The 20,752-nt window shown below is 59.1% G+C and carries 23 protein-coding genes; 12 read left to right on the top strand and 11 right to left on the bottom strand.

Annotated features, from left to right (window positions below):
• Positions 1–65 precede the first annotated feature (65 nt).
• The gene (locus tag ACN2TU_RS10215; RefSeq protein WP_435155109.1) at positions 66–407 is read left to right on the top strand and encodes a DUF7968 family protein; all 342 of its coding nucleotides are present in this window, start codon (positions 66–68) and stop codon (positions 405–407) included.
• Here ACN2TU_RS10215 and ACN2TU_RS10210 read toward each other — a convergent pair.
• The 3 genes from ACN2TU_RS10210 to ACN2TU_RS10200 form a co-directional block, all read right to left on the bottom strand.
• Positions 404–1,291 (bottom strand): ATP-dependent ribose-1-phosphate kinase, encoded by an 888-nt coding sequence (locus ACN2TU_RS10210; protein WP_435155107.1) that lies wholly within the window; start codon positions 1,289–1,291, stop codon positions 404–406. The two genes, ACN2TU_RS10215 and ACN2TU_RS10210, sit on opposite strands and share 4 nt — an antisense overlap.
• Before the next feature lie 97 nt (positions 1,292–1,388).
• Entirely contained in the window at positions 1,389–2,201 is an 813-nt protein-coding gene (locus ACN2TU_RS10205; protein WP_435155105.1) for a DUF63 family protein, read from the bottom strand.
• 89 nt (positions 2,202–2,290) lie between these two features.
• Positions 2,291–3,244, bottom strand: coding sequence for a ribose 1,5-bisphosphate isomerase (locus ACN2TU_RS10200; RefSeq protein WP_435155103.1), 954 nt, complete (start codon positions 3,242–3,244; stop codon positions 2,291–2,293).
• Between the two features lie 76 nt (positions 3,245–3,320).
• Between ACN2TU_RS10200 and ACN2TU_RS10195 the strand changes: the two genes are divergently transcribed.
• Positions 3,321–3,752: a phosphate-starvation-inducible PsiE family protein gene (locus tag ACN2TU_RS10195; RefSeq protein ID WP_435155102.1), complete on the top strand. Its 432-nt coding sequence runs from the start codon at positions 3,321–3,323 to the stop codon at positions 3,750–3,752.
• Positions 3,753–3,787: 35 nt separating this feature from the next.
• Positions 3,788–4,423, top strand: a complete 636-nt coding sequence (gene deoC / locus ACN2TU_RS10190; RefSeq protein ID WP_435155100.1) for a deoxyribose-phosphate aldolase — start codon at positions 3,788–3,790, stop codon at positions 4,421–4,423.
• A 33-nt stretch (positions 4,424–4,456) separates the two neighbouring features.
• On the opposite strand, the gene ACN2TU_RS10185 is transcribed toward deoC, so the two are convergent.
• Positions 4,457–5,200: a mechanosensitive ion channel family protein gene (locus tag ACN2TU_RS10185; RefSeq protein WP_435155099.1), complete on the bottom strand. Its 744-nt coding sequence runs from the start codon at positions 5,198–5,200 to the stop codon at positions 4,457–4,459.
• 312 nt (positions 5,201–5,512) lie between these two features.
• Positions 5,513–6,736 carry an outer membrane protein assembly factor BamB family protein gene (locus tag ACN2TU_RS10180; protein WP_435155098.1) on the bottom strand — a complete coding sequence of 408 codons (1,224 nt, stop codon included), beginning with the start codon at positions 6,734–6,736 and terminating at the stop codon, positions 5,513–5,515.
• A gap of 86 nt (positions 6,737–6,822) precedes the next feature.
• Here ACN2TU_RS10180 and ACN2TU_RS10175 point away from each other — a divergent pair, with 86 nt between their 5' ends.
• Both ACN2TU_RS10175 and ACN2TU_RS10170 read left to right on the top strand, forming a co-directional pair.
• Positions 6,823–8,076, top strand: a complete 1,254-nt coding sequence (locus ACN2TU_RS10175) for a tRNA (N(6)-L-threonylcarbamoyladenosine(37)-C(2))-methylthiotransferase (RefSeq protein WP_435155097.1) — start codon at positions 6,823–6,825, stop codon at positions 8,074–8,076.
• A gap of 284 nt (positions 8,077–8,360) precedes the next feature.
• Positions 8,361–8,750, top strand: a complete 390-nt coding sequence (locus tag ACN2TU_RS10170; protein ID WP_435155096.1) for a hypothetical protein — start codon at positions 8,361–8,363, stop codon at positions 8,748–8,750.
• 58 nt (positions 8,751–8,808) lie between these two features.
• Here ACN2TU_RS10170 and ACN2TU_RS10165 read toward each other — a convergent pair whose 3' ends face one another.
• From ACN2TU_RS10165 to ACN2TU_RS10155, 3 genes are all read right to left on the bottom strand, one after another.
• Positions 8,809–9,594, bottom strand: coding sequence for a plastocyanin/azurin family copper-binding protein (locus tag ACN2TU_RS10165; protein ID WP_435155095.1), 786 nt, complete (start codon positions 9,592–9,594; stop codon positions 8,809–8,811).
• A 75-nt stretch (positions 9,595–9,669) separates the two neighbouring features.
• Complete coding sequence (locus ACN2TU_RS10160) at positions 9,670–10,605, bottom strand: cation diffusion facilitator family transporter (protein WP_435156166.1); 936 nt, start codon at positions 10,603–10,605, stop codon at positions 9,670–9,672.
• A gap of 70 nt (positions 10,606–10,675) precedes the next feature.
• Complete coding sequence (locus ACN2TU_RS10155; protein WP_435155093.1) at positions 10,676–11,212, bottom strand: HIT family protein; 537 nt, start codon at positions 11,210–11,212, stop codon at positions 10,676–10,678.
• 389 nt (positions 11,213–11,601) lie between these two features.
• Here ACN2TU_RS10155 and ACN2TU_RS10150 point away from each other — a divergent pair, with 389 nt between their 5' ends.
• From ACN2TU_RS10150 to ACN2TU_RS10140, 3 genes are all read left to right on the top strand, one after another.
• Positions 11,602–12,279 carry a potassium channel family protein gene (locus ACN2TU_RS10150; RefSeq protein WP_435155092.1) on the top strand — a complete coding sequence of 226 codons (678 nt, stop codon included), beginning with the start codon at positions 11,602–11,604 and terminating at the stop codon, positions 12,277–12,279.
• Between the two features lies 1 nt (position 12,280).
• Complete coding sequence (locus ACN2TU_RS10145; protein ID WP_435155091.1) at positions 12,281–13,954, top strand: TrkH family potassium uptake protein; 1,674 nt, start codon at positions 12,281–12,283, stop codon at positions 13,952–13,954.
• 205 nt (positions 13,955–14,159) lie between these two features.
• Positions 14,160–14,360 carry a DUF7835 family putative zinc beta-ribbon protein gene (locus ACN2TU_RS10140; RefSeq protein ID WP_435155090.1) on the top strand — a complete coding sequence of 67 codons (201 nt, stop codon included), beginning with the start codon at positions 14,160–14,162 and terminating at the stop codon, positions 14,358–14,360.
• 88 nt (positions 14,361–14,448) lie between these two features.
• Here ACN2TU_RS10140 and map read toward each other — a convergent pair whose 3' ends face one another.
• Complete coding sequence (gene map / locus ACN2TU_RS10135) at positions 14,449–15,345, bottom strand: type II methionyl aminopeptidase (RefSeq protein ID WP_435155089.1); 897 nt, start codon at positions 15,343–15,345, stop codon at positions 14,449–14,451.
• A 176-nt stretch (positions 15,346–15,521) separates the two neighbouring features.
• Between map and ACN2TU_RS10130 the strand changes: the two genes are divergently transcribed.
• Positions 15,522–16,628 (top strand): hypothetical protein, encoded by a 1,107-nt coding sequence (locus tag ACN2TU_RS10130; protein ID WP_435155088.1) that lies wholly within the window; start codon positions 15,522–15,524, stop codon positions 16,626–16,628.
• A gap of 105 nt (positions 16,629–16,733) precedes the next feature.
• Here the strand turns inward: ACN2TU_RS10130 and ACN2TU_RS10125 are convergent, their stop codons facing one another.
• Positions 16,734–17,582, bottom strand: a complete 849-nt coding sequence (locus tag ACN2TU_RS10125; protein WP_435155087.1) for an isoaspartyl peptidase/L-asparaginase — start codon at positions 17,580–17,582, stop codon at positions 16,734–16,736.
• Positions 17,583–17,900: 318 nt separating this feature from the next.
• Between ACN2TU_RS10125 and icd the strand changes: the two genes are divergently transcribed.
• From icd to ACN2TU_RS10110, 3 genes are all read left to right on the top strand, one after another.
• Entirely contained in the window at positions 17,901–19,166 is a 1,266-nt protein-coding gene (icd, locus tag ACN2TU_RS10120; protein WP_435155086.1) for an isocitrate dehydrogenase (NADP(+)), read from the top strand.
• Positions 19,167–19,434: 268 nt separating this feature from the next.
• On the top strand, positions 19,435–19,650 hold the full coding sequence (locus ACN2TU_RS10115; protein WP_435155085.1) for a hypothetical protein: 216 nt from the start codon (positions 19,435–19,437) through the stop codon (positions 19,648–19,650).
• Positions 19,647–20,345, top strand: coding sequence for a hypothetical protein (locus ACN2TU_RS10110; RefSeq protein WP_435155084.1), 699 nt, complete (start codon positions 19,647–19,649; stop codon positions 20,343–20,345). Before ACN2TU_RS10115 ends, ACN2TU_RS10110 begins: the two co-directional genes overlap by 4 nt.
• 60 nt (positions 20,346–20,405) lie before the next feature.
• Here the strand turns inward: ACN2TU_RS10110 and ACN2TU_RS10105 are convergent, their stop codons facing one another.
• A complete protein-coding gene (locus ACN2TU_RS10105) occupies positions 20,406–20,744 on the bottom strand; it encodes a cupin domain-containing protein (RefSeq protein WP_435155082.1) in 339 nt (112 codons plus the stop codon).
• Between the last annotated feature and the right edge of the window lie 8 nt (positions 20,745–20,752).

Genomic DNA, 20,752 nt, shown 5'->3' with positions numbered 1-20,752 from the left:
GTGGCCAAACGTGTCGTGTGAAACACGCGATAACGCATTTAGGCTCCGGATACCTATGTCATTACATGACGACCGAAGAGGCCGAATTAGCGGGTCGAACGGCAACCAGTGTCGTCGTCTCGTATCCCGAAGATCTGAGCAGTTGGGGTCGGTTCCAACTCAACGAGCGTCCGTTCCGTGCCTATCTTCGCAAAACCAAAGACGAGGTTCGAGAGGGCGACGTGTGGGAGGAGTTTCTCGACGTCGGTTGTTGTGGCGACACCCTTGACGTTCCGCTTCGCGTCGAGTCGGTCGAGGGTGGCGACAGAATGGGGGCGGATACCGAAATCGTCTACGAGGTTCGGGAAGCCTGTGGAATCCAAGGCGGCTGGTTAGTTCAGAGCGCGGACGGCCCGAACGAGTTTTAGAACTGCTCGTCGAGAAACGACTCGACGCGCTCCCTCGTCGGAGCGGTGCGAGCGCCCGGTTCCATCGATGCCAGCGCACCGCAGGCGTTGGCGAACTCCAACGCCCGCTCGTAATCCGCGGCGTCGAGAAGCGTGGTGATGAATCCCGCCGCGAACGCGTCGCCAGCCCCGGTTGTATCGACCGACTCAACGCCGAATCCGGGATGGGTGTAGACCCTTTTCGTCGTGTCCACTCGTGCGCCGTTGCTTCCGTGTTTGATGACGACGACCCGACCGTGGAGTTCCGAGGAGGGGTGTTCTAAATCCTCGTCCAGGAGGGTTTCTGCCTCGCGGTCGTTCAGAAAGACGATATCCGAGTAGGCAAGCGCTTGTGAGTAATCCCGTTCGACTAAGCGACGGCCGGGGTCGAAACTGACCGTCAACCCCGCTTCGGTCGCGATTCGTGCGAGTTCCGCCGCGCTGTCTGGTCGTTGACTCGTTAGATGAAGGTGGTCGGCTCGTTGGACGTATTCGGCCTCCACGTCGCTCGGCGTGACTGCCTCGTTCGCACCCTCGTTGCCGAGAACCATCACCTCGCCCTGCACGTCCACGATGAGGTATTTCGTCGTCGTTTCGGTGCCAGTCACTTCGAGGACATGCGTGCAATCTACGCCTGCGGCGTCAAGTTCCCGACGGACGAGCAATCCGTGTTCATCCGTGCCGACGCTCCCGATGAGTCCAACCGGGATGCCCATCCTCGACAGGGCGACGGAGACGTTCGCGGCGCTCCCTCCACCGGAGCGCTGTTGGGACGTGATACGTGCTTCCCCATCTGGTACCGGAAGCGAATCGACACGGAGCGTCACATCCCAGTTGACGTGACCGGCGGTTACGACTCGAACCATGGCATTCCCCCATCGCGGTTCGTGGACGGCATACCGTTCCGATACGCGAGCAACAGTAAAAAATCCTGACGACTCGGGCGAAAGCGCATCCGACGGTTCATCCCGTGATAGCGAACAGGATGAGGTTGTGCGCCCCCGGCCCTAGCCCGACGGCGGCAACCACGCCGAGCAAAAGATACCCCTCCGCCGGTTCCTCCGCGACGTAATCCGCGAACAGGATGACGACGAACTCCGCGATGGCGAGTTTGACGAGGATGAACAGCCAGCCGACGCCGATAACGTCAGCAGTCGGAAGCACCTCCGCAAATTCGAGGATGGCCCGCGAGACGGGCGTCCGCTCGCTCGCGTTGAGCACGTCGATACCGACCGCCGTCGAGACGGCGTCGAGGGCGTGGCCGAACAGCGTGAGGACACCGACCGCTCCCGTGATGACGGCGACGTGTGGATAGAAATACTGTGTCATTGCCCAGAGCACCCCGGTGAACAGCACGGCGACGACGAGTGCGACTAAGGGCCAGAACAGGCGCAGACTGTCGTTTTGCACGCCGTGCCAGAGAGCGAGCGCGAGGACGAGCGCGATACCGACGATACCGACGCTCGCGAGCACCCGCGGAACCGTCGCTGTGAACCGCCGGAGGGAAATCAACCAGACGACGCCAGCGACGACGAACGTCGTGAGATACACCGCTGGTGTCCCGAACAGGGGTGCGATGCTCTCGGGAATGACCTGCACCTGATACAGGGCGTGGAGTCCAGCGCCCACGACCATCCACGGTGCGAGTGCGACTACGGTTCGTTCCGAGATGGTCGGTTCTGCACGCCGGAGCGACCAAAGGACGGCCCCGACCGCCAGCAGGAGGGGAAGAAGATATGACAACGATGGGAGTGCAAACCCTTCCGGCAGTACCATACACCGACACGTGAACGGAGGTGTCGAAAGGTTTGCGGTCTGTCTGCTATTCTCGTGCTACTGTGTCATCGATGTAAAATCAGGTTTCGCTACCGTTCCCACGGTTCGCCGCCGTGCTGGTCGCCGAACAATTCGCGCATCAACGTTACGATGCTCTCGGGCGGGAACTGGCCGCGTTCGGTGACGATAGCGTCTACGTATCGAGGTGGCGTCACGTCGAACGCCGGATTTTCGACCGTCACGTCGCCGATTTCGGCCCGTTTGTCGTCGGGGAGGATCTCTTCCTCGTCGCGCATTTCGATTTCGACGGTGTGGCCCGTCATCGTCCCCGGATGAAGTTTCAGGGTTTGGGCGGCGACCATGATGGGAACGCCGCGTTCGCGAGCATTCACGGCCAGTCCGGAGGTGCCGATTTTGTTGATAACGCTTCCATCGGCGGCGATAGCGTCTGCACCGACGAGGACGTGGTCGGTGTCGTCCAGATACCGTCGGGCCGCGTTGTCCACGATGAGCGTGACGGGAACGCCCCACTCGCGCAGTTGTCGGGCGGTGATGTGGCCCTGTTTTCGCGGGCGCGTCTCCTTGACGATGGCGCTGAGTTCCTTGCCGTCATCCAGCGCGTGACGAACGCAGGAGAGGGCATCCGTCGAATGACAATGTGTCATGATGGTATCGCCGTCACGGAGGCGATTCGCACCGATTTGGCCGAGGTTGTCCTGTGCTTGGTCGAGTTCGCGGCGGAACTCATCGACGCTCGCTACGACGCTCGCGCGCAGTTCGGAGACGGTGTCGCCTTCCATCCCTCGGAGAACGTATCGCAGGGCGTTCGGTAGACTCACCGCAGTCGGGCGGGTTTCGTGGAGTTCCCGGGCCGCCGTTCGCATCTCGGCCTGGAACGCCGCCGGCGTTTCGGCGGTGCTCGCTACCGCCTGTTCGCCGAGCGCCGCCGCCGCCGCGTCCGCTATTGTCGCCGCACCGCGAATCTCCATGTCGGCGATGTCGTCCGCGGCGTCGGTGACGGCGGGGTGAATCTCGTATTCCATGGTTCACACTAGGGGAGTGATCGACAAAAAGATAGTCCGGCGGAAAGTCTACGGTCGTGGCAATTGCACGGATGCTATGGATTTCGACGCCCCCGTGGCGTACTCGAAGTTGGTGATGCACGCTGCGGAACTCGTGGCCGCATACTTACTTGTTGGTTTGTTCGTCGTCGGTCTCATCGATTTCGGTGTCCTCGCGCTCAACCTCGTGCGTGAGGGACGAATCACCGACCCGCGAACGCTCATCGAACTGCTCGACATCGTCCTCCTTCTGTTCATCGTCGCCGAAATCTACCAGACGGTCATCGCCTACGTGGAGTCCGAGGCGGAGGTTCAAGTCGTCCGAGCCGTCGTATACGCCGGCATCATCGCAATCGTCCGAAAGGCGATTACGTTTCAAACCGATGCGTTTCCGACGTACGACGCCGCAGTAACTGCGGCCGTCGCCTACACGCTCCTCCTCGTCGGGTTGGCGTTTACCCTCTTCGTGTCCGGTCGGTACGGTCGATAGCGGGGTTTTTACACCGCCAGTTCATCCGCCCCGGTATGAACGAAACCGAACTCGCTGGCGCAATCGACCACACAGTACTCGGCCCGGAGACGACATTGGTGGACGTAAAAACAGTGCTCGACGAAGCCGAGGAGTACGGTATGAACGCCTGCATCCCTCCATGCTACGTTGCCGAAGCTGACGAGTACGCCCCGGACGTGCCCCTCGCAACTGTCGTCGGATTCCCCCACGGCCAGCACGCAATCGACGCGAAGCGCGAGGAAGCGGTCGTCGCGTGGGACGACGGCGCGGACGAACTCGATATGGTCATCAACATCGGCCGACTGAAATCGGGAGAACACGGCGCGGTAAAAGCCGACATCGAAGAAATCGTCGCGGCGGTGCCGATTCCCGTGAAGGTCATCATTGAAACCGCGCTACTCAACGACGAGGAGAAACACGACGCTTGCCGACTGGCACAGGAGGCCGACGCCGCGTTCGTTAAAACCTCGACCGGATTCGCCGACGGCGGCGCTGAAATCGAAGACGTGGAACTGATGGCGGAATACCTGCCGGTCAAAGCGAGCGGTGGAATCGGCGACTACCAAAAAGCAAACGCCATGCTTGACGCTGGTGCGCAGCGAATCGGTGCGAGCAGCGGCGTCGAAATCGTGGAAGATTTCCGCGGATAGTCCGCGGCCGCTGTTTCTTGTGAGCGTTTTCGATCAGTCGTCGTCGTCGCTCGGTTGCGGACTCGGCGTTCCCTGACTCGCGCTCGACATCCAGCCGTCGATGTGGCTCGCCACGTAATCCCGGCCACCCCAACCAAACGAGACGCCAACGCCGATAGCGACGGCGGCGGCGAGTCCCCACGCGAGTGCTCGCGCGAAGACGTACAGGATGCCGACGTCGATTCCCATCGTGTCCAGACCGATGACGATGGCGGTGAAGTATAGGAACATCCGCGTTCCCGTCGCAAACCACTGTGTGTACGCGGTGTGAGTCGCTGCCCGAGTTCGCATGATTGCGTCGCCGATGAAGTCGGCCACCACGAACCCGATGACGATGACCAGCAGTCCCGCGATCAGTGCCGGAAGGTACGAAACTGCGGCCGCGACCCACAACGATAGCCGCGGAATGGCGAGCAAGTTCGCCGCCGCGAGGATCGCCAGTGCGTAGACGAACCACGCTGCGAGCTTACCGAACGCGCCCGATACTGCGCTTTCGGTACCGCCGAGCATTCGCCCGAGTGGCGTGTCAAGCACCATCCTGTCGAGTTCGATTCGGTCTGCGATTCTGCTAACTACCGCGGCCGCGCCGCGACCGATAACCCAGCCGATGAGCAGAATCACGATAGCGCCGACCAATCGCGGAATCAACGCGATGAATCCGGCGATCGGGTCCTGTAGCCACCCCGGTAGACCCCCTACTTGCAGTACTGTGTCCGTAACGAAGTCGTGTCGAGTCATTGTTTTTCTCCCCCATTGCCGCGTGGGCAACAGATGACATGGACTACAGCCAGTTTGTTGTTGACCGCCTAATTCGAACCGGTAATCGAGTAACGACGAATGACTTCGGTGCAGTTTCGTCCGGGAAATATCTGAAAATATGCGTTTTGAACATGACTTATGACAGAATATGAGCCACTTAGAGGTCGGATTCGAGGTGGGAGACATCCTCGTTTGTCGGGGGAACAGGTATTTTTGGGATGAAAGATACGAACCGTTAACATTTAATAACGGATTTCTGATGGGTATTTCGTCTCCGACGGCGTTTCCGCATCACGGCTCTTCAAGCGCGTAGAGCATCTTCGGCGCGTCTGTGGGTTCGGTAATAGCAAAAAGGGTTCCATCGGCTACGGCGAGACCCTGTCGAACGCGGGAACCGAGGTCACGTTTCCACCGCGCCGCTCCGAACCGATTGCTAGCGTATCCGGTTCCGCCGCCGGTTTTGATAGCGTACACCTTCCCGGCTTCGTCGCCGACGTACAACGTGTCTCCGGCGATGACGGGGGAGTTCACACTGTATTCCGCGATACTGAGTGTCCACCGCGTCTCTCCCGACTCGGCGTCGATAGCGAACACTTCGTCGCCGTCGGTTCCGAAGACGCTGCCATCCGCGACCCCGAGGTGGTGTTCGACCGAACCACCGCGTTCCCTTTGCCATCTAGTTCCCCCCGCTCCAGCGTTCGTGTCGAGGGAGAACACTTGCCCCTTGAAACAAGGGACGTAGAGCGAGTTCTCAATGATAGCTGGTGCGGCGTGGAGGATGCTCGGCAGTTTCCGTCGCCACTTCGCTCGGCCGGTAGTCCTCGACAGGGCAAACACCTCGCCCCAGTAGGTTGCGACGTACATCGAGGAACTCGTCGGGTCGATTGCTGGCGGAGCCGCAATCTCGCCCTGGACTTTCGTCTGCCACTCCAGTTCATTTGCTTTCAAATCGAAGCAGTGTACCCACCCGTCGCTCGTTGCGGAGAACATGAACTCGCCATCGTCGTCGAATCGCGGTACGGTGTCGACATTTCCTTTCGTCTCGAATCGCCGTTGTTCGGTGCCGGATTTTGCGTCGATTTCGACCACCGCGTTGTCGGTGGCGGCGGCGTAGACGTTCCCATTTCTGACGGTCGGCGACGCCCATGTGTGGCCGTCATCCGGCGCGTACTCCCACAGTTCGTTTCCGCTCTTCGCGTCGAAACAGACGAGACGGTCGCTCTCGGTGAGGAAGACGCGATCACCGGCGACGACCGGCGGGCCGAGCGTCATCCCGATTCTGGTCTTCCACTTTACTTTCGCGCCGGAACGAGGGCCGCTCGCGTTCGGGTTGTATCCCGTGTTCGCGCCGTCATGTCCGAGCGTCGGCCAGTCGGTTCGACCGCCTGCAACGGTGGCGGCTTCGTCGTCGGATGCTGACGTGGAGTTACAGCCAGCAGTCGCCGAAATGGCCGCCGTGCCGAGGACGGCGAGAAACTCCCGGCGAGGAGGTTTGTGAGGGGTGTCAGAGGACATTTGTCAGCAGTTCGTATTTGCCGTAATAGGTTTTCTGCACCCGCAATCGTCGCCCTTTTGCCCGCGTAGCCGAAAGCGAACACCGAATGGCTCGGTATCACATCGAGACGTACGGGTGTACCTCGAACCGCGGCGAGAGCCGTCAGATAGAGTCCGCGCTCCGCGACGCGGGCCACTATCGCGTTGAGGAACCCGAGCAGGCGGATGTCGCCATCATGAACTCCTGTACCGTCGTGGAGAAGACGGAACGCAACATGGTTCGCCGGGCCAAAGAACTGGAAGCGGAGACGGCAGACCTCATCATTACGGGCTGTATGGCACTCGCGCAGGGCGACGAGTTCGAGACGGAGAACATCGACGCCCAAATCCTCCATTGGGACGACGTGCCGACGGCGGTGACGAACGGCGAATGTCCGACGCCTGGCCCCGGCGTCGAACCCGTTTTGGACGGTGTGGTCGGAATCCTCCCCATCGCTCGCGGCTGTATGTCCGACTGTTCGTACTGCATCACGAAGCACGCGACCGGAAAAATCGACTCCCCGTCCGTCGAGGAGAACGTCGAGAAGGCTCGCGCGCTCGTCCACGCAGGTGCGAAAGAACTCAGAATCACCGGACAGGACACGGGCGTCTACGGGTGGGATCGCGGCGAGCGGAAACTCCACGTCCTCCTTGACTGCATCTGCAACGAAATCGACGGCGAGTTCCGCGTTCGCGTCGGCATGGCGAACCCGAAGGGCGTTCACGGTATCCGCGAGGAGTTGGCGCAGGTGTTCGCCGACAACGACGAACTGTACAATTTCATCCATGCGCCGGTGCAGTCGGGGTCGAACGACGTCCTCGGCGACATGCGCAGACAGCATCAGGTCGGCGAGTACGTCGAAATCGTCGAAACGTTCGATGAATATCTGGACTACTGGACGCTCTCGACGGACTTCATCGTCGGATTCCCGACGGAATCCGACGAGGACCACGAACAGAGCATGGCGCTCCTGCGCGAGACGCGTCCCGAGAAGCTCAACGTCACTCGATTCTCGAAGCGACCGAACACCGACGCTGCAAAGATGAAGGGACTCGGCGGCACGATAAAGAAAGAACGCTCGAAGGAGATGTCCGAACTAAAGATGGACATTGTCGGTGCGGCCTACGAGGAGATGGTCGGCACCGAAAAGCGCGTGATGGCCGTTGAGGAAGGAACGGGCGACTCCGTGAAGTGCCGCGACGAGGCGTACCGACAGGTCATCGTGCAAAACGCCACCGAGTACGGCATCGAACCCGGTGATTTCGTTGACGTGGAAATCACGGGCCATCAGACGGTGTACGCGTTCGGGAAGCCGGTTTGAATAGGTCGATTGAGCAGAAACGACAGAAAACATTTATTGTATCGACTATCAGTTCGGGCCGATGCCCTCCACTGACCGACGGTTGTTTCTGGGTACCCTTGGCGCAACGCTAACTGGTATTGCTGGCTTTCTCGGCGATTTTCCGGCAGGTATGCCGACTCAAACAGCTACTGAGACGTCATCACAGGAGACGACGAATGAATCAACAACCGCAGTGACCACGGCCGACTCCTCGGAGTCGTTCTCGCTCCCCAATTCTGCGGTCAAAGCCGTCGGCACTCGACATGGACGCCGTGATTCGGTGTCAGTACGCTGGCGACACGGTAGAGTGGTCGCTCTCCGACGGACAGGTCGCTACGCTCGCCCGCCCCGCTCCGACGTTCGAAATGCGATCGTTCGAGGCGACGGTTCGAACGGCGTCCGTCGAACTGTCGCTGGTCGCCGAAAACGTCTCCGAAGTCGACGGTCAGTTCCTCTCCGCCGTCTACTGGCCGACGACCCGCACCGCGGACGACGACGAATCGACTATCGTCGCTCGCTCAGTTGCCGCTGGCGACCGTGTCGAGTGGACGAAATCCTTTGGCATGAAATACAGCGGTGGCGAGGATGGAAAAGTGGGGGCTCGCATCGAAGGCGTCGTTTCCGGTGAGCGAACGGTCGATATTGGCGACTGAGTCCGTCGAAGTTCGTGGGACAAAACGTGGCGAACCGCTTTGGAGGGCCGAATCGAAGTTATTCGACGATAATCGTTCCTTTCTCTCCGACCGTCTCGTGGGGGACGCAGTAGAACTCGTACCTGCCGGGCACATCGAAGGTGTGACTGTACTCGTACCCCTCGTCGTAGGTCTTCCCGTCATCGCCGAGTGACCCCTTCCAATTTGCCCCTTCAGGTTGGCTCTCGACGGCGATATTATGGGTGTCGGATTGCCAGACGAACGTGACTTCGGTTCCCGCTGGTACCTTCAGAGGGCGTTCCGTTCCGGGGGTGAACACGAGTTCACCCTTTGTGCCGACTTGTATGGGGAGGTCGTCTTCGGTTGCGGGCGGCTTTGCTTCGTTCGTCGTTTCCGTGGTCGTCTCGCTCGTCCCTTCGGGCGTGACGGTGACGGTACCAACCATGCCGGCGGCTTCGTGCGGTTGGCAGTAGTATTCGTACTCGCCCACCGTCTCGAAGGTGTGGGTGTAGCGATAGCCCGTATTGTAGAGTTTGGTCTGCGCCCCCGGTGTTCCCGTCCAGTTCGCACCTTCGGGTTGGTTTTCGACCACGATGTTGTGGTTGTCCGACTTCCATTCCCACGCGACGGTCTGACCGGGGTGGATCGTCACGTCGTCGGAGACGAAGGTCAAGTTGCCGCCAGGGCCGATTTTGAGCGTGGTATTCGCCTTCGTTTCGTCATCGGATTTTGCCTTTCCGTCTGACCCGGGCTGTCCACCGGCGAGACAACCGGCGAAGGTGCCGACTGCGAGCATCGAACCGGTTGCCTTCAGCATCGTCCGTCTGTCGTGTTGGGAGGTCATGGGAACCTGCATCCTTCCCTACAATACGGTGGTAAAAAATACCGAAACCCGACTCCCACCATCTGAAAACGATTGTTACCGCCTGTCCCCGTCCCGAACCGGCGTTTCAGCCAATCGGTCGGTTTCGTCGTCCGTCTTCCACTCGCCGAGTTCCTTCGGGTCGACGTGGACGAACACGTCGTCTACCTCGGGAATCGCCTGAATCGAGTGCATCACATCGGTTTCGATATCGTGCGCCTCGATGAGGGTTCTATCGCCCTGGACTTCGACGTGCATGCTCACGTCGATTTCCGGGCCGACGTAGTGGGCGACGACGTCGTGGACGCCCTCGACCTCGGGATGCGAGAGCGCCCGCTGGACGATTTTCGCACGAAGGTCTTCCGACGGGGCGCGTCCCACGAGGTAGTCCACGTTGCTCTCGACGATCTCCCATCCGGTGTACAGAATACCGAGCGAGACAACGCCCGCTGCCAGTGGGTCGAGTTCAGGAATTCCGATTCGAGCGCCGAGAACGCCGATAAGCGCTGCTCCTGCGGTGAGGATGTCGTTACGGTTGTCCAGTGCAATCGCTTCCACTGCTGGCGAATTGGCGTCGCTGCCGATTCGGAGACTGTACCAGTAGAGTCCGTATTTGACGACACCAGTCCCGACGAGGACGCCGACGGCGAGCAGGCTCGTGGTTGATGACACGTCTCCCGAAAGAAGCGACATGGCGGAACGCCAGAGAATCAGGCCACCCGCCGCGAACACCCCGAGGGCGACCAACAGCGAGACGAACGGTTCGATCCGCTCGTGACCGTGCGGATGGTCGAAATCCGGCGGTTGCGTCGTCAAGTACAGACCGGCGAGGACGACGACGCTGTACACCGCATCCGAAAGGCTGTTGACCGCCTCGGAACCGACCGCGAGGCTCCCGGTCTGAAACCAGACGAGCCCCTTAGCGACCGCGAGCAGGAGGTTCGCCGAGAGCACGACGATTCCTGCACTGCGAACGGCAGACGACCGGTTCATCATGCCTGCATTGGTTCGGATGACGTATGGCTATATCGGCGAAACCGGCCGTCGTCTTTTCGTTCGCCACTTATTCGAACGAAACCGCGGTGTCCGAATCGTGAACCGTCGCCTCGTCCTGTTCTGCGAAGGCGTCGTGAACGCGTTCGTAGGTATCCTCCAGCGCCTCCACGATGACCTTGGTGTCGGAGAGAACCGGCATGAAGTTCGTGTCGCCCTGCCATCGCGGGACGATGTGCGTGTGTAGGTGGTCGATCGAGCCGCCGCTTCCCTCACCGATATTTAATCCGGCGTTGAAGCCGTCCGGCCCGAGGGCGGTTTCCAGCGCGTCGAAGGTTCGCTGTTTGAGACGTGCGTGACCGAGCAGGGATTCGTCCGTCAACTCCCGGTAGTCCGCCGTGTGCTGGTCGGGGATGACCATCACGTGGCCTGGATTGTAGGGATAGTTGTTCAACATCACCACGGCGTGGTCGTTTCGCGCCACGACGAGAAATTCCCGGTCTGCACCGCGATTCGGGAGTTCGCAGAACACGCAGTCTTCGATTTCGACATCGCTATCCTCGCGTTCGACCCACTCGATTCGCCACGGTGCGAACACCTGTTGCATGGGTGATAGTGGTGTTGCGAGATGGTTTATCTTTTCAGTCTCGTGTTCGGCTTGATTTCTCTCGATGCTGTCAACTTTGTATTGTCTATGTGTCACTGGATCTCCCGAATCGAAGCAAACCCAGTGGCGTGTGCAGCGGCGGTTATTTGTTGCCTGCACTACCTAGCGGTGTTTCCACACGAACCATTCGGAACTCATTTCTGATAAATCGCGTTATTATACGAACCCTCAAAACGCCCAGAAACAGACGTTACGTCGCATTTAACGACTTCATAACCGTGATTAAATCGTGACCTACCGGAACCGTTCACCATCGTCCGCACCGCCGATAGCAACCAGTTCGACAACAGTATCTTTTCAAACGCTGGCTTCGGAGGGGGGAACAACGAATGTATCTCATCATCGTCGGAGCGGGCGACATCGGCTCGCAACTCATCAGCATTGCGACGCAGAACAGCAACGATGTGGTGGTCATCGAAAAAGACCAAGAACGCGCGGAACGCGCGTCGATGGAGTTCGACTGCCTCGTCCTCCACGACGACGCGACTATTATCGACACACTGGAGGAAGCGGGTGCAGACCGCGCGGATGCCCTCATCAGCACGACGGATCAGGATGCGACGAACATCATGGTTTGCCTGCTGGGACAGGAGATGGATGTCCCGTCGCTGGTGTCCGTCGTTCACAACCCTGAACACATGAACATCTTCCGCCAAATCGGCGTGAACGTCATCGAAAACCCGCAGCGACTCATCGCGGAGTACCTCTATCGAGCCGTGAAACGTCCGTCCATCAAGGATTACATGAAGGTCGGCGAGAGGGCGGAGGTGTTCGAAATCACGGTCGATTCATACGCACCTATTGCGGGCCTCACTCTCTCCGAAGCGGCGAACGAAGGGCTGTTCGATGAGGGCATGTTGGTCGTCGCCATCGAGCGCAACGACGAGGTCATCACCCCCCGCGGGAACACAAACATCGAGGGTGGCGACCTCGTAACCGTCTTCTCCGAAAAAGGTGCCACGCCGGACGTAACCGACATTTTCGGCCACTACGAGGACCACGACTGATATGCCACGACACCCGACGGTTTCCGGGGTTCCCGCAGACCTTGCGGTCATTCTGCGAGATATCGGCGCACTCGTCCTGATGCAGGCGGCGCTAATGTCGATTACCGTCTTTCTCGCACTGGCGTTCCAGGAGTTTTACATCGCCCTCGCGTTCCTCATCGCGGGTGGTATCACCGCCGCAGCGGGCGGCACTGCCCGAAGGCTGTTCTCTGACGCGCCGAATCCGGTGATGAAACACGGGATGGTTATCGCCGCCGGAGGCTGGTTTGCGACCGCCATCTTCGGGGCGATTCCGTTTCTCCTCTCCGCACATTTGACCCCTGTCTCGGTGATGAACACTTACGTTCCGGCGGGTGCGGAGTATCGAGCGATTCGAATCGACGGCGCAACGACGTTTTCCAGCCTCGCGTACTACGGAAACCCCCTCCATGCGCTGTTCGAAAGCATGTCCGGATGGACGGGAAGCGGGCTGACGATGGCGGTTCACGAACCGTCGCTTCCGCGAGCGATTCAGTGGTGGCGGTCGCTCATCCAGTGGGTCGGCGGCGTGGGTGTTATCGTCCTCACAACGGCGATTCTGGCTCGTCCCGGAAGTGGGAGTTACGCGCTCTACCAAGCGGAAACTCGTGAGGAGCGCATTCACCCCAGTATCATCCATACAGTACAGACGGTGTGGCGAATCTTCCTGCTGTACACGTTCATTGCCGTCGTCGTGCTGTTCGGCGCGATTTGGTGGAGTGAGCCACAACAGAGTCTGTTCGATACCTTCTGGCAGTCGTTGAACCACGCGATGACGGCGCTTTCGACCGGCGGATTCAGCGTTACGGACAACTCCATCGAATCGTACGATTCGCCGCTGGTCGAGGGTGTCCTCATCCCTATCATGACGCTCGGAGCGATCGCGTTCCCGATTCACTACGTCGTGCTTCACGACCGGGATTTTGGCGAACTGTTTTCAGACCTTCAGACGCGCTGGCTGCTTATTCTCTTCGTCGCGGGAAGTTTCGTGCTGTCAGTACAGAACATCATCACGCTCCCGATTGCAAGCGCGGCGTTCACCGAAACCGGTTGGCTCGGGACGCAAAGCGTCGGTTTGTCGGCTCTCGCGGGCGATGCTGCCCGTGACTCCACGTTCCAGTTTGTCAGTGCGCTCACCTGTACTGGGTTTCAGTCCTCGGATATCGGGTCGTGGAGTGCGGGTGGGAAACTCATCATCAGTGGCGCGATGGTGCTCGGCGGAGCGGCAGGGAGCACCGTCGGTGGTATCAAAATCATCCGTGGTTACATGATCAGTAAGGGAATCCAGTGGGAATTCTCACGCGTGTTTCTTCCGGCTTCCGCGGTCATTAACACCCGAATCAACGGCCGAAAACTCGGCCGAAACCAGATGTACGAGGAGTTCAGCGAGGCAGCAATCGTCAGTATGCTCTGGATTATCCTGCTGATTTCGGGAAGCGTTCTCCTCGTGAACGTCGCTCCGCAGTTTGGCTACGCTGACGCCCTCTTCGAGGTTGCCAGCGCGCAAGGAAACGTTGGTCTGTCAACTGGAATCGTCGGGCCGACGATGTCACCCTTTGGTGAGGGAATGCTCGTCCTGAATATGTGGGTCGGTCGCCTCGAAATCATTCCTGTGCTCGTCTTTCTCCGGTCGACACTCTTCGGACTCAATCCCTGATCCAGTATATATAGTATTCGGCTGTTGTAGAGCGTTCCGCCCTCATTAACGTCTCAGGGAGCTTGATAAACGAAATGGGACGCTCTAGTGGCTCAAAATGGCAAAAACGCAAGACTGCGGCGGAAAAAACGGTTCGAACGTCCCCCAACAGAGAGGGGTTTTTATGCACGTGTCAGCGGTTGTATGGACTGAGCAGGAAGTCACCATGGCAACAAAAAATCAGGGGTTCCAGGCAATGGTCGAACTGTGCGACAACTGCGGACGCGAGACCTCGCACGAGGTATCTGTCGAAATCCGTACCGAGAGCAAAAAGCGAGAGAACGCCGAATTCTCGCGTGAACCCTACCGAATCACCCAGTGCCAGACGTGCGGTGAAGAGAAGAGTCAGCGGATGAACAACGCGTAAATCGTTTCACGTATCGTACTCGATTCTCGTTCTCACGCAAAACCAGTTACTGAGTCATCACTAATGGGGAGTTGATATTTCAGATTTCCTACTTGGTAAACACTTCGCAGCCATCTTCCGTGACGATGACCGAGTGTTCTTTCTGACTCACCAGGAAGCCCTCCTCCTCTTTGAGCACCGGATAGCCGTGAATGATGTTTTTCATCTTGAGGCGGCGGAGCGCCATTTCGGGTCGGGAGCTATCCAACCATCGGGTGGCGAACGGAAGCGTTCGGAACTCGTCCGTAATTTGGTCGAGCGCTTTTCGAGCAGTTCGGTCACGAACCGAGGCTTCACGTTCGAGGGAGAAAATCTCCTCTTCGGCACCCTCTCGCACCTTGCCACTTCCGTCGGTGGCGAACGGTTCGATGGCGACCACGTCGCCGACTTGCAGTTCGATACCCTGTGAAACCGCGCGGTTCGGGATGTTCGGTTCCGTGTGCTGTTCGTAGTGGGCCAGTCCATGTCCGGAAAGGTTGACGACTGGATTGTAGCCGTAGCCGTCGATGACGGACTCGATTTCCGCACCGATTTTGCCCGTTTCGACGCCGGGTTCGACGACTTCGAGCGCGGCGTCCAACGCCTCGGCGCTCGCCTCCGCGAGGTCGTCGTGTCCCGAGAGGTCAACCGTGACGGCAGTGTCGGCGAGCCATCCGTCTATCTGAACGCCGATGTCGAGGTTGACCATGTCCTCGCCGAACGTGCTTTCGTCGTCGATGCTCGGCGTCGCGTGAGCCGCTTCCTCGTCGATGCTGATATTCACCGGGAACGCCGGCTTGCCGCCGAGTTCGCGGATTCGGTCTTCCGCGAACTCCGCAATTTCCAGATGACTCACACCAACTTCGACTCGCTCCGCGGTTTCCGTGCGAACCTGTGCGAGGATTTCACCGGCTTCCCGATGTTTTTCGTACTTCTCCGCCGAGAGGTCGACTGACTGGTCGCTCATGAAACGTCGTTCGCCCGAACGCCGGAAAGAGTTTGCGTTACTGGGAGGCTCTTAGGGTTCGGTTGCGAACGACCGCACCGCCGTGGTAACCGTCGTGATAGCCAAGAAGCACATCATCGAATCCACGAACAGTCACCGCGGTTTATCGTCATCACTGCCGATATAACTGTCTGCATATGAAAAGAGAAATCGGTGCCATGCTTGCAGCGACACTACTGGTGTTCGCCACTCTTTCAGTTGGCGCACTGGGGGATGCTGGAACAACAGCAGAAGACAAAGTACTTCTACAGGATGTCACAGTCGAACGACTCCAAATAGCGAACGTAACGGTCGAAAACGCGACCATCGAGACGATGGAGGTCGATGTAGTCGAAATCCAAGACCGAAACGAAACGCTCCGGAACGCGAGACTGGAAAACGTCTCGCTGGAGGCGTTGTCGTTTGAAGGAATCGATGCGGAAAACATCCGCAGTGAGGAGCTGAGAGACGCGCTCGAAGGAAGAGAAACGCCATCCGAGGTTTCCGTCGCCGACGTTACCATCGAGCAGTTGTTCGTCGAACGACTCGTCATCGAGAGTCTCACCCTCGAAGGAGAGGAAGAACCGACCACGACGACCCCGATGAACGAGACGACTGCTGTGAACAAAACGACGTCGATGAACGAGACGACGACGGCAGCAGCAACGACAACCGTCGAGGAAGCACCACCGGCAGAGAACGAGACGACCGTCGCGGAGGAGACCACATCCGCGAACGAAACGACGATGAACGAGACGACGACAGCCAACATGACCACGACGGAGATGGGGCTGCGCGTCCAGACCACGGAATCGTTGGGTAGCGTAGTCATCGGAACCGCGGACGTAGAGACCATGACGATTCGGTCGTTGACCGTCGAAAGCATCTCGCTCGGCGACGAGACGACGACTGCCGCCGAAGAAACGACGATGGCAGAAGAGGCCACAGTCGGCGAGGAAACGACGATGAACGAGACGGCGGCAGAAGAAACGACCGAGATGCGGCAAACGCCGGTCGCAGACAACGAAACTACTGCACCGAACGGGGAAACGACGATCGTGAACGAAACGACCGCGATGGATAACGAGACGACTACGATGAACGAAACGACGACCGAAAGCGAATCCATGGCGCTTCAGGACGAAACCACGGTGGATCGTATCTCGGTCGAGAATGTAACCGTCGATACGGCTACAATCGGTGCTGCTAGCGCCGAAGATGCAATCGCCGCGTCCGGCGAAGAGACGACGATGGAAGACGCATAAACGGACAAACAACGACGATAACCGGAAACGAGTCCGCTGCACCGGACATCACGACCCGAGCGTCGGTCGTTACCTGTCTCTGATTTTTCACGGTTCGCTGGGAGATTAGCTGTTTACAGACGTCTGCATCGCGTCGCTGTTGAACGCACTCCCGGCGTTCCCGTCCCGATCGAGGACGATAACGCCTGCACTCGACCCGGTGAGCTCGGCGAACTCATCGATGGCGCGGTCTGCGGCCTCCTGTGCGTCAAATCCGGATTCGAGGTGACGAACTGCCCGCCGGGTGAGCGTCGATTTCGCGATGTCCTCGCCCGCACCTGTGGAACTGGCCGCACCTGCCGAGGCCGCGTAGAAGCCGCTCCCGATCTGTGGTACGTCGCCGACACGCCCCGCGAGTGCAAGCCACCGCCCGCCCGTCGAAGTCGCGGCGGCGAACTCGTCGCCGTCGTAGGCGACTGCACCGACCGTGTCCGCGCCACCGAACTTCTCCCGGAGCCAATCGAGATGCTCGCTCGGTGTGCCGTCGGGAGCGTCGTACTCCTCCCATCGCTTCTCGCTCTTTTCGGTCCAGAGGTCGATGTCGGTCTCGACGCCGAAATCCGCCGCGAGGGAAACCGCGTGTTCCCCGCTGACGAGAACGTGCGGCGTCTCTTCCATCACGACTCGGGCCGCGCTGACGGCGTGTTCGACGCCCGGCATCGAGCAGGCCGCGCCCGCATCGCGGCCGCTCGTCATGATTCCCGCGTCGGTTCGGACTTCGCCGTCGCTCTGTACTGCGCCGCCGACACCCGCGTTGAATCGCGGCGAGGATTCGAGGACGTGGACTGCGGCTTCAACCGCATCGACGACGGTTTCCGCCGTTCCCCCCGTCTCTGCGGCCTCATCGAGGACTGCTTGTCGAGATGTGGGTTCGTCGGGCTCGCCACCAGCGCCGCCGTGAACAATGACTTTCATGCACGATGCTCTCGCGTAAGATGGCTTAAGTTCACGTCAAACGGCAGTTCGGACGAGGTGGTGATGTCCTGTACACGACCTACGGGCAGACACTGGTTGCGCTACATCGTGAATCAACGAGGGCGATGGAGGGCGTTCGAATGACGATAATGCGGACGAAACAACGATAGTGACGGTGACCAATTCGGTAGTTCCGGAGATTCGGACGACTGCTAACTTCACCCACCGAAATCACTCAACTCTTTAAGGGCGTATAAGGCCCATACGAAGGGGAAACGGTAGGCCTTTTATCCTCCTCGGAACACTGTTCGAACGTTCATGAGCTACGAGTACGACAAGGTGGAAGTACCCGAGGAAGGGGCCACGATTACGGTTGACGAGGACACTGGCAAACTGGAAGTTCCCGACAACCCAATCATCCCGATTATTCACGGGGACGGAATCGGAACGGACGTCGGCCCTGCAGCACAGAAAGTGCTCGACGCCGCGGCGAAAGCGACGGGACGCGAAATCAACTGGATGCGCGTCTATGCTGGCGCCAGCGCTCGCGAAACGTACGACGAGAACCTGCCGGATGACACCGTCGAGGCAATCAAGGAGTTCAACGTCGCTATCAAAGGTCCGCTCACGACGCCGGTCGGAGCCGGATTCCGCAGCCTGAACGTCGCGCTTCGGAAGACGCTCGACCTCTACGCGAACGTTCGCCCGACATACCATCTCGACGGCGTCCCATCGCCCGTCAAAAACCCCGAGGCGATGGACATGGTTACCTTCCGTGAGAACACGGAGGACGTCTACGCCGGTATTGAGTGGGAAGCCGGTACGGACGAAGTCCAAGAGGTCAAAGCCTTCGTCGAGGACGAGATGGGCGCAGACGGCGTCATCCACGACGGACCGGTCGGCATCGGTATCAAACCGATTACGGAGTTCGGAACGAAACGCCTCGTCCGCGAGGCAATCGAGTACGCCCTCGAAAACGACCGTGATTCCGTCACGCTCGTCCACAAGGGTAACATCATGAAGTTCACCGAAGGCGCGTTCCGTGACTGGGGCTACGAACTCGCAGCGGAGGAGTTCGGCGACGTGACCATCACGGAAGACGAACTGTGGGAGGAGTACGACGGCGAACAACCCGACGACAAACTCGTCGTCAAAGACCGTATCGCCGACAACATGCTCCAGCAGTTGCTCACCCGTACCGACCAGTACGACGTCATCGCTACGATGAACCTGAACGGCGACTACATGTCCGACGCCGCAGGAGCTCAGATCGGTGGTCTCGGCATCGCACCCGGTGCGAACTTCGGTGAGCACCGCTGTCTCGCGGAACCCGTCCACGGTTCCGCGCCGAAGTACGCAGGTGAGGACAAGGTCAACCCGACCGCGATGATTCTCTCCGGCCGTCTCATGCTCGAATACATGGGCTGGAAGGACGCCGGTCAACTCGTCCGCGACGCCGTCGAGGAGACGATTTCCTCCGGCAAGGTCACCTACGACCTCGAACGCCAGATCGAAGGCGGCGAGAAACTCGCCACCAGCGAGTACGCCGACGCCATCGTCGAAAACATCGAAAAATTGGCGTAAGCCGATTTTTCGGCACGCTGGACGATGTCCAGCGGCGTCCACGACCTCGCGTACGCGAGGTCTTGGGTTAACCGAGCAAAGCTCAGTGCTATCGAAAAACTCTCGTAGAGAATATTTCTGGCCGTTATCCGTGAGCTGACGGCAAAACCAGTTGTTCCGTTTTTGCGCCACTACCTCAGCAGTTGACCACCTCGCTCGGTGCTTCTATTTGCACAATATATATATATGTGTGTGTGAATTCATATATCGAAAGGAAATAACCGAATACATGGAACTGTCACGGGACGAGGAAACACCGGGGAACCGAACTCAAACGACATCCGGTGTGAAGGGTATAGAAACTATCAAAGACCGAGTTACTGCATCCACGTTCAGCGTGCTTGGACGAATCGCCGAGAAACGAGGCGCTAACGAGATGGCCCGGCACAATTTCGAACGCTCTGCGGTATATCAGGCGGAACAAAATCGCGCTGACGAGGCGTGACGGCATACCAGCGGGCCGGAGATCTCGCAGCCAAACGAGAGGACTGGGGAATCGCCGCACAGCACTACGAACAGGCGGTAAACGTGCTCGATAGACACGAAAACACGGTGCGATTTCTGTGGGCGATGAACAAGGTAGTCAATGCGCGGAGCGCCCAGGGGGAGGGCGAAGCCGCGATGCGATGGTGCGATAGAGCATTGGCAACGATCGCAGAGCAGTCGTTCCCCAACGAAGAGAAGGCGCGCGCCCACTTTCGAATCCGACTCGCCGACGTGTCGGATGTCGATGGTGGAACTCCCCGAACGTACGACCGCGCGCTTCGAAGCGTGATAGAAGCCGATGAAGCGACGGCGCACTACCTACTCCGACACGTCTGGAGACGATACGACGCGGTAGACGAGAGTTCCCCGCTCCATCGCGTGATTCTCGCCGCAGATGTCTGCTACGTCGCACACGGCCGCGTCATCGATGACGAAGCTCGGGATTGCGAAGCAATTCTCGACACCATCGAACCGGAAAAAGAGCGTCTGACGGACGCCGCGACGGCGTTGTTCGAACAGTTGACCGACGAAGAAACAGACATCGAAACGGACGAACTCACGACCGACGTAGACACCACGGAACGAAAAACGAGTCTCGGAACTCTCGAAGAAGCGGCGTCAGCACAGTTGTTCGACAGCCTCGTTGAAAACTGACCGACGAAGACAGCGTCGAGCGACCCATCATCGATATCTCGTTTTCACCGCCGTTCAAGGCTACTCTTTCCACGGCACGTCCAGTCGCGGCGGACTGAACACGTCGATGCCGCGAACTGGCACGTCTGTTCTGTTCTCCGCAGCATGCGGCTCATCGCCCAGAATCGCGTAGGAATCCTGCTCTTCGATGACGATTTCCTCGCCATCCACGATGAAGGTTAGCGCACCGCTGTAGATGAAGCCGGTTTGTTCGTGTTCGTGGCTGTGTTCCGGCACCGTCGCACCAGGTTCGATGTGGAAATGCTGAATACTCATCTTCTCCCCGGCAGCCAGTTGTGCGAGGTAAACACCATCGACTGCTTCGGTCGCCTCGTGGTCGGATAGGGCACTCGAATCCATGGGAATTA

Source organism: Haladaptatus marinus (assembly GCF_051194195.1).
Note: the sequence above shows the minus strand (reverse complement) of the source record. Positions and strands in the feature narration are given on the sequence as shown.

Coding starts and splice junctions, on each gene's coding strand:
- ACN2TU_RS10215 (WP_435155109.1), top strand. CDS start 66: ATGACGACCGAAGAGGCCGAATTAGCGGGTCGAACGGCAACCAGTGTC.
- ACN2TU_RS10210 (WP_435155107.1), bottom strand. CDS start 1,291: ATGGTTCGAGTCGTAACCGCCGGTCACGTCAACTGGGATGTGACGCTC.
- ACN2TU_RS10205 (WP_435155105.1), bottom strand. CDS start 2,201: ATGGTACTGCCGGAAGGGTTTGCACTCCCATCGTTGTCATATCTTCTT.
- ACN2TU_RS10200 (WP_435155103.1), bottom strand. CDS start 3,244: ATGGAATACGAGATTCACCCCGCCGTCACCGACGCCGCGGACGACATC.
- ACN2TU_RS10195 (WP_435155102.1), top strand. CDS start 3,321: ATGGATTTCGACGCCCCCGTGGCGTACTCGAAGTTGGTGATGCACGCT.
- deoC (WP_435155100.1), top strand. CDS start 3,788: ATGAACGAAACCGAACTCGCTGGCGCAATCGACCACACAGTACTCGGC.
- ACN2TU_RS10185 (WP_435155099.1), bottom strand. CDS start 5,200: ATGACTCGACACGACTTCGTTACGGACACAGTACTGCAAGTAGGGGGT.
- ACN2TU_RS10180 (WP_435155098.1), bottom strand. CDS start 6,736: ATGTCCTCTGACACCCCTCACAAACCTCCTCGCCGGGAGTTTCTCGCC.
- ACN2TU_RS10175 (WP_435155097.1), top strand. CDS start 6,823: ATGGCTCGGTATCACATCGAGACGTACGGGTGTACCTCGAACCGCGGC.
- ACN2TU_RS10170 (WP_435155096.1), top strand. CDS start 8,361: ATGGACGCCGTGATTCGGTGTCAGTACGCTGGCGACACGGTAGAGTGG.
- ACN2TU_RS10165 (WP_435155095.1), bottom strand. CDS start 9,594: ATGACCTCCCAACACGACAGACGGACGATGCTGAAGGCAACCGGTTCG.
- ACN2TU_RS10160 (WP_435156166.1), bottom strand. CDS start 10,605: ATGAACCGGTCGTCTGCCGTTCGCAGTGCAGGAATCGTCGTGCTCTCG.
- ACN2TU_RS10155 (WP_435155093.1), bottom strand. CDS start 11,212: ATGCAACAGGTGTTCGCACCGTGGCGAATCGAGTGGGTCGAACGCGAG.
- ACN2TU_RS10150 (WP_435155092.1), top strand. CDS start 11,602: ATGTATCTCATCATCGTCGGAGCGGGCGACATCGGCTCGCAACTCATC.
- ACN2TU_RS10145 (WP_435155091.1), top strand. CDS start 12,281: ATGCCACGACACCCGACGGTTTCCGGGGTTCCCGCAGACCTTGCGGTC.
- ACN2TU_RS10140 (WP_435155090.1), top strand. CDS start 14,160: ATGGCAACAAAAAATCAGGGGTTCCAGGCAATGGTCGAACTGTGCGAC.
- map (WP_435155089.1), bottom strand. CDS start 15,345: ATGAGCGACCAGTCAGTCGACCTCTCGGCGGAGAAGTACGAAAAACAT.
- ACN2TU_RS10130 (WP_435155088.1), top strand. CDS start 15,522: ATGAAAAGAGAAATCGGTGCCATGCTTGCAGCGACACTACTGGTGTTC.
- ACN2TU_RS10125 (WP_435155087.1), bottom strand. CDS start 17,582: ATGAAAGTCATTGTTCACGGCGGCGCTGGTGGCGAGCCCGACGAACCC.
- icd (WP_435155086.1), top strand. CDS start 17,901: ATGAGCTACGAGTACGACAAGGTGGAAGTACCCGAGGAAGGGGCCACG.
- ACN2TU_RS10115 (WP_435155085.1), top strand. CDS start 19,435: ATGGAACTGTCACGGGACGAGGAAACACCGGGGAACCGAACTCAAACG.
- ACN2TU_RS10105 (WP_435155082.1), bottom strand. CDS start 20,744: ATGGATTCGAGTGCCCTATCCGACCACGAGGCGACCGAAGCAGTCGAT.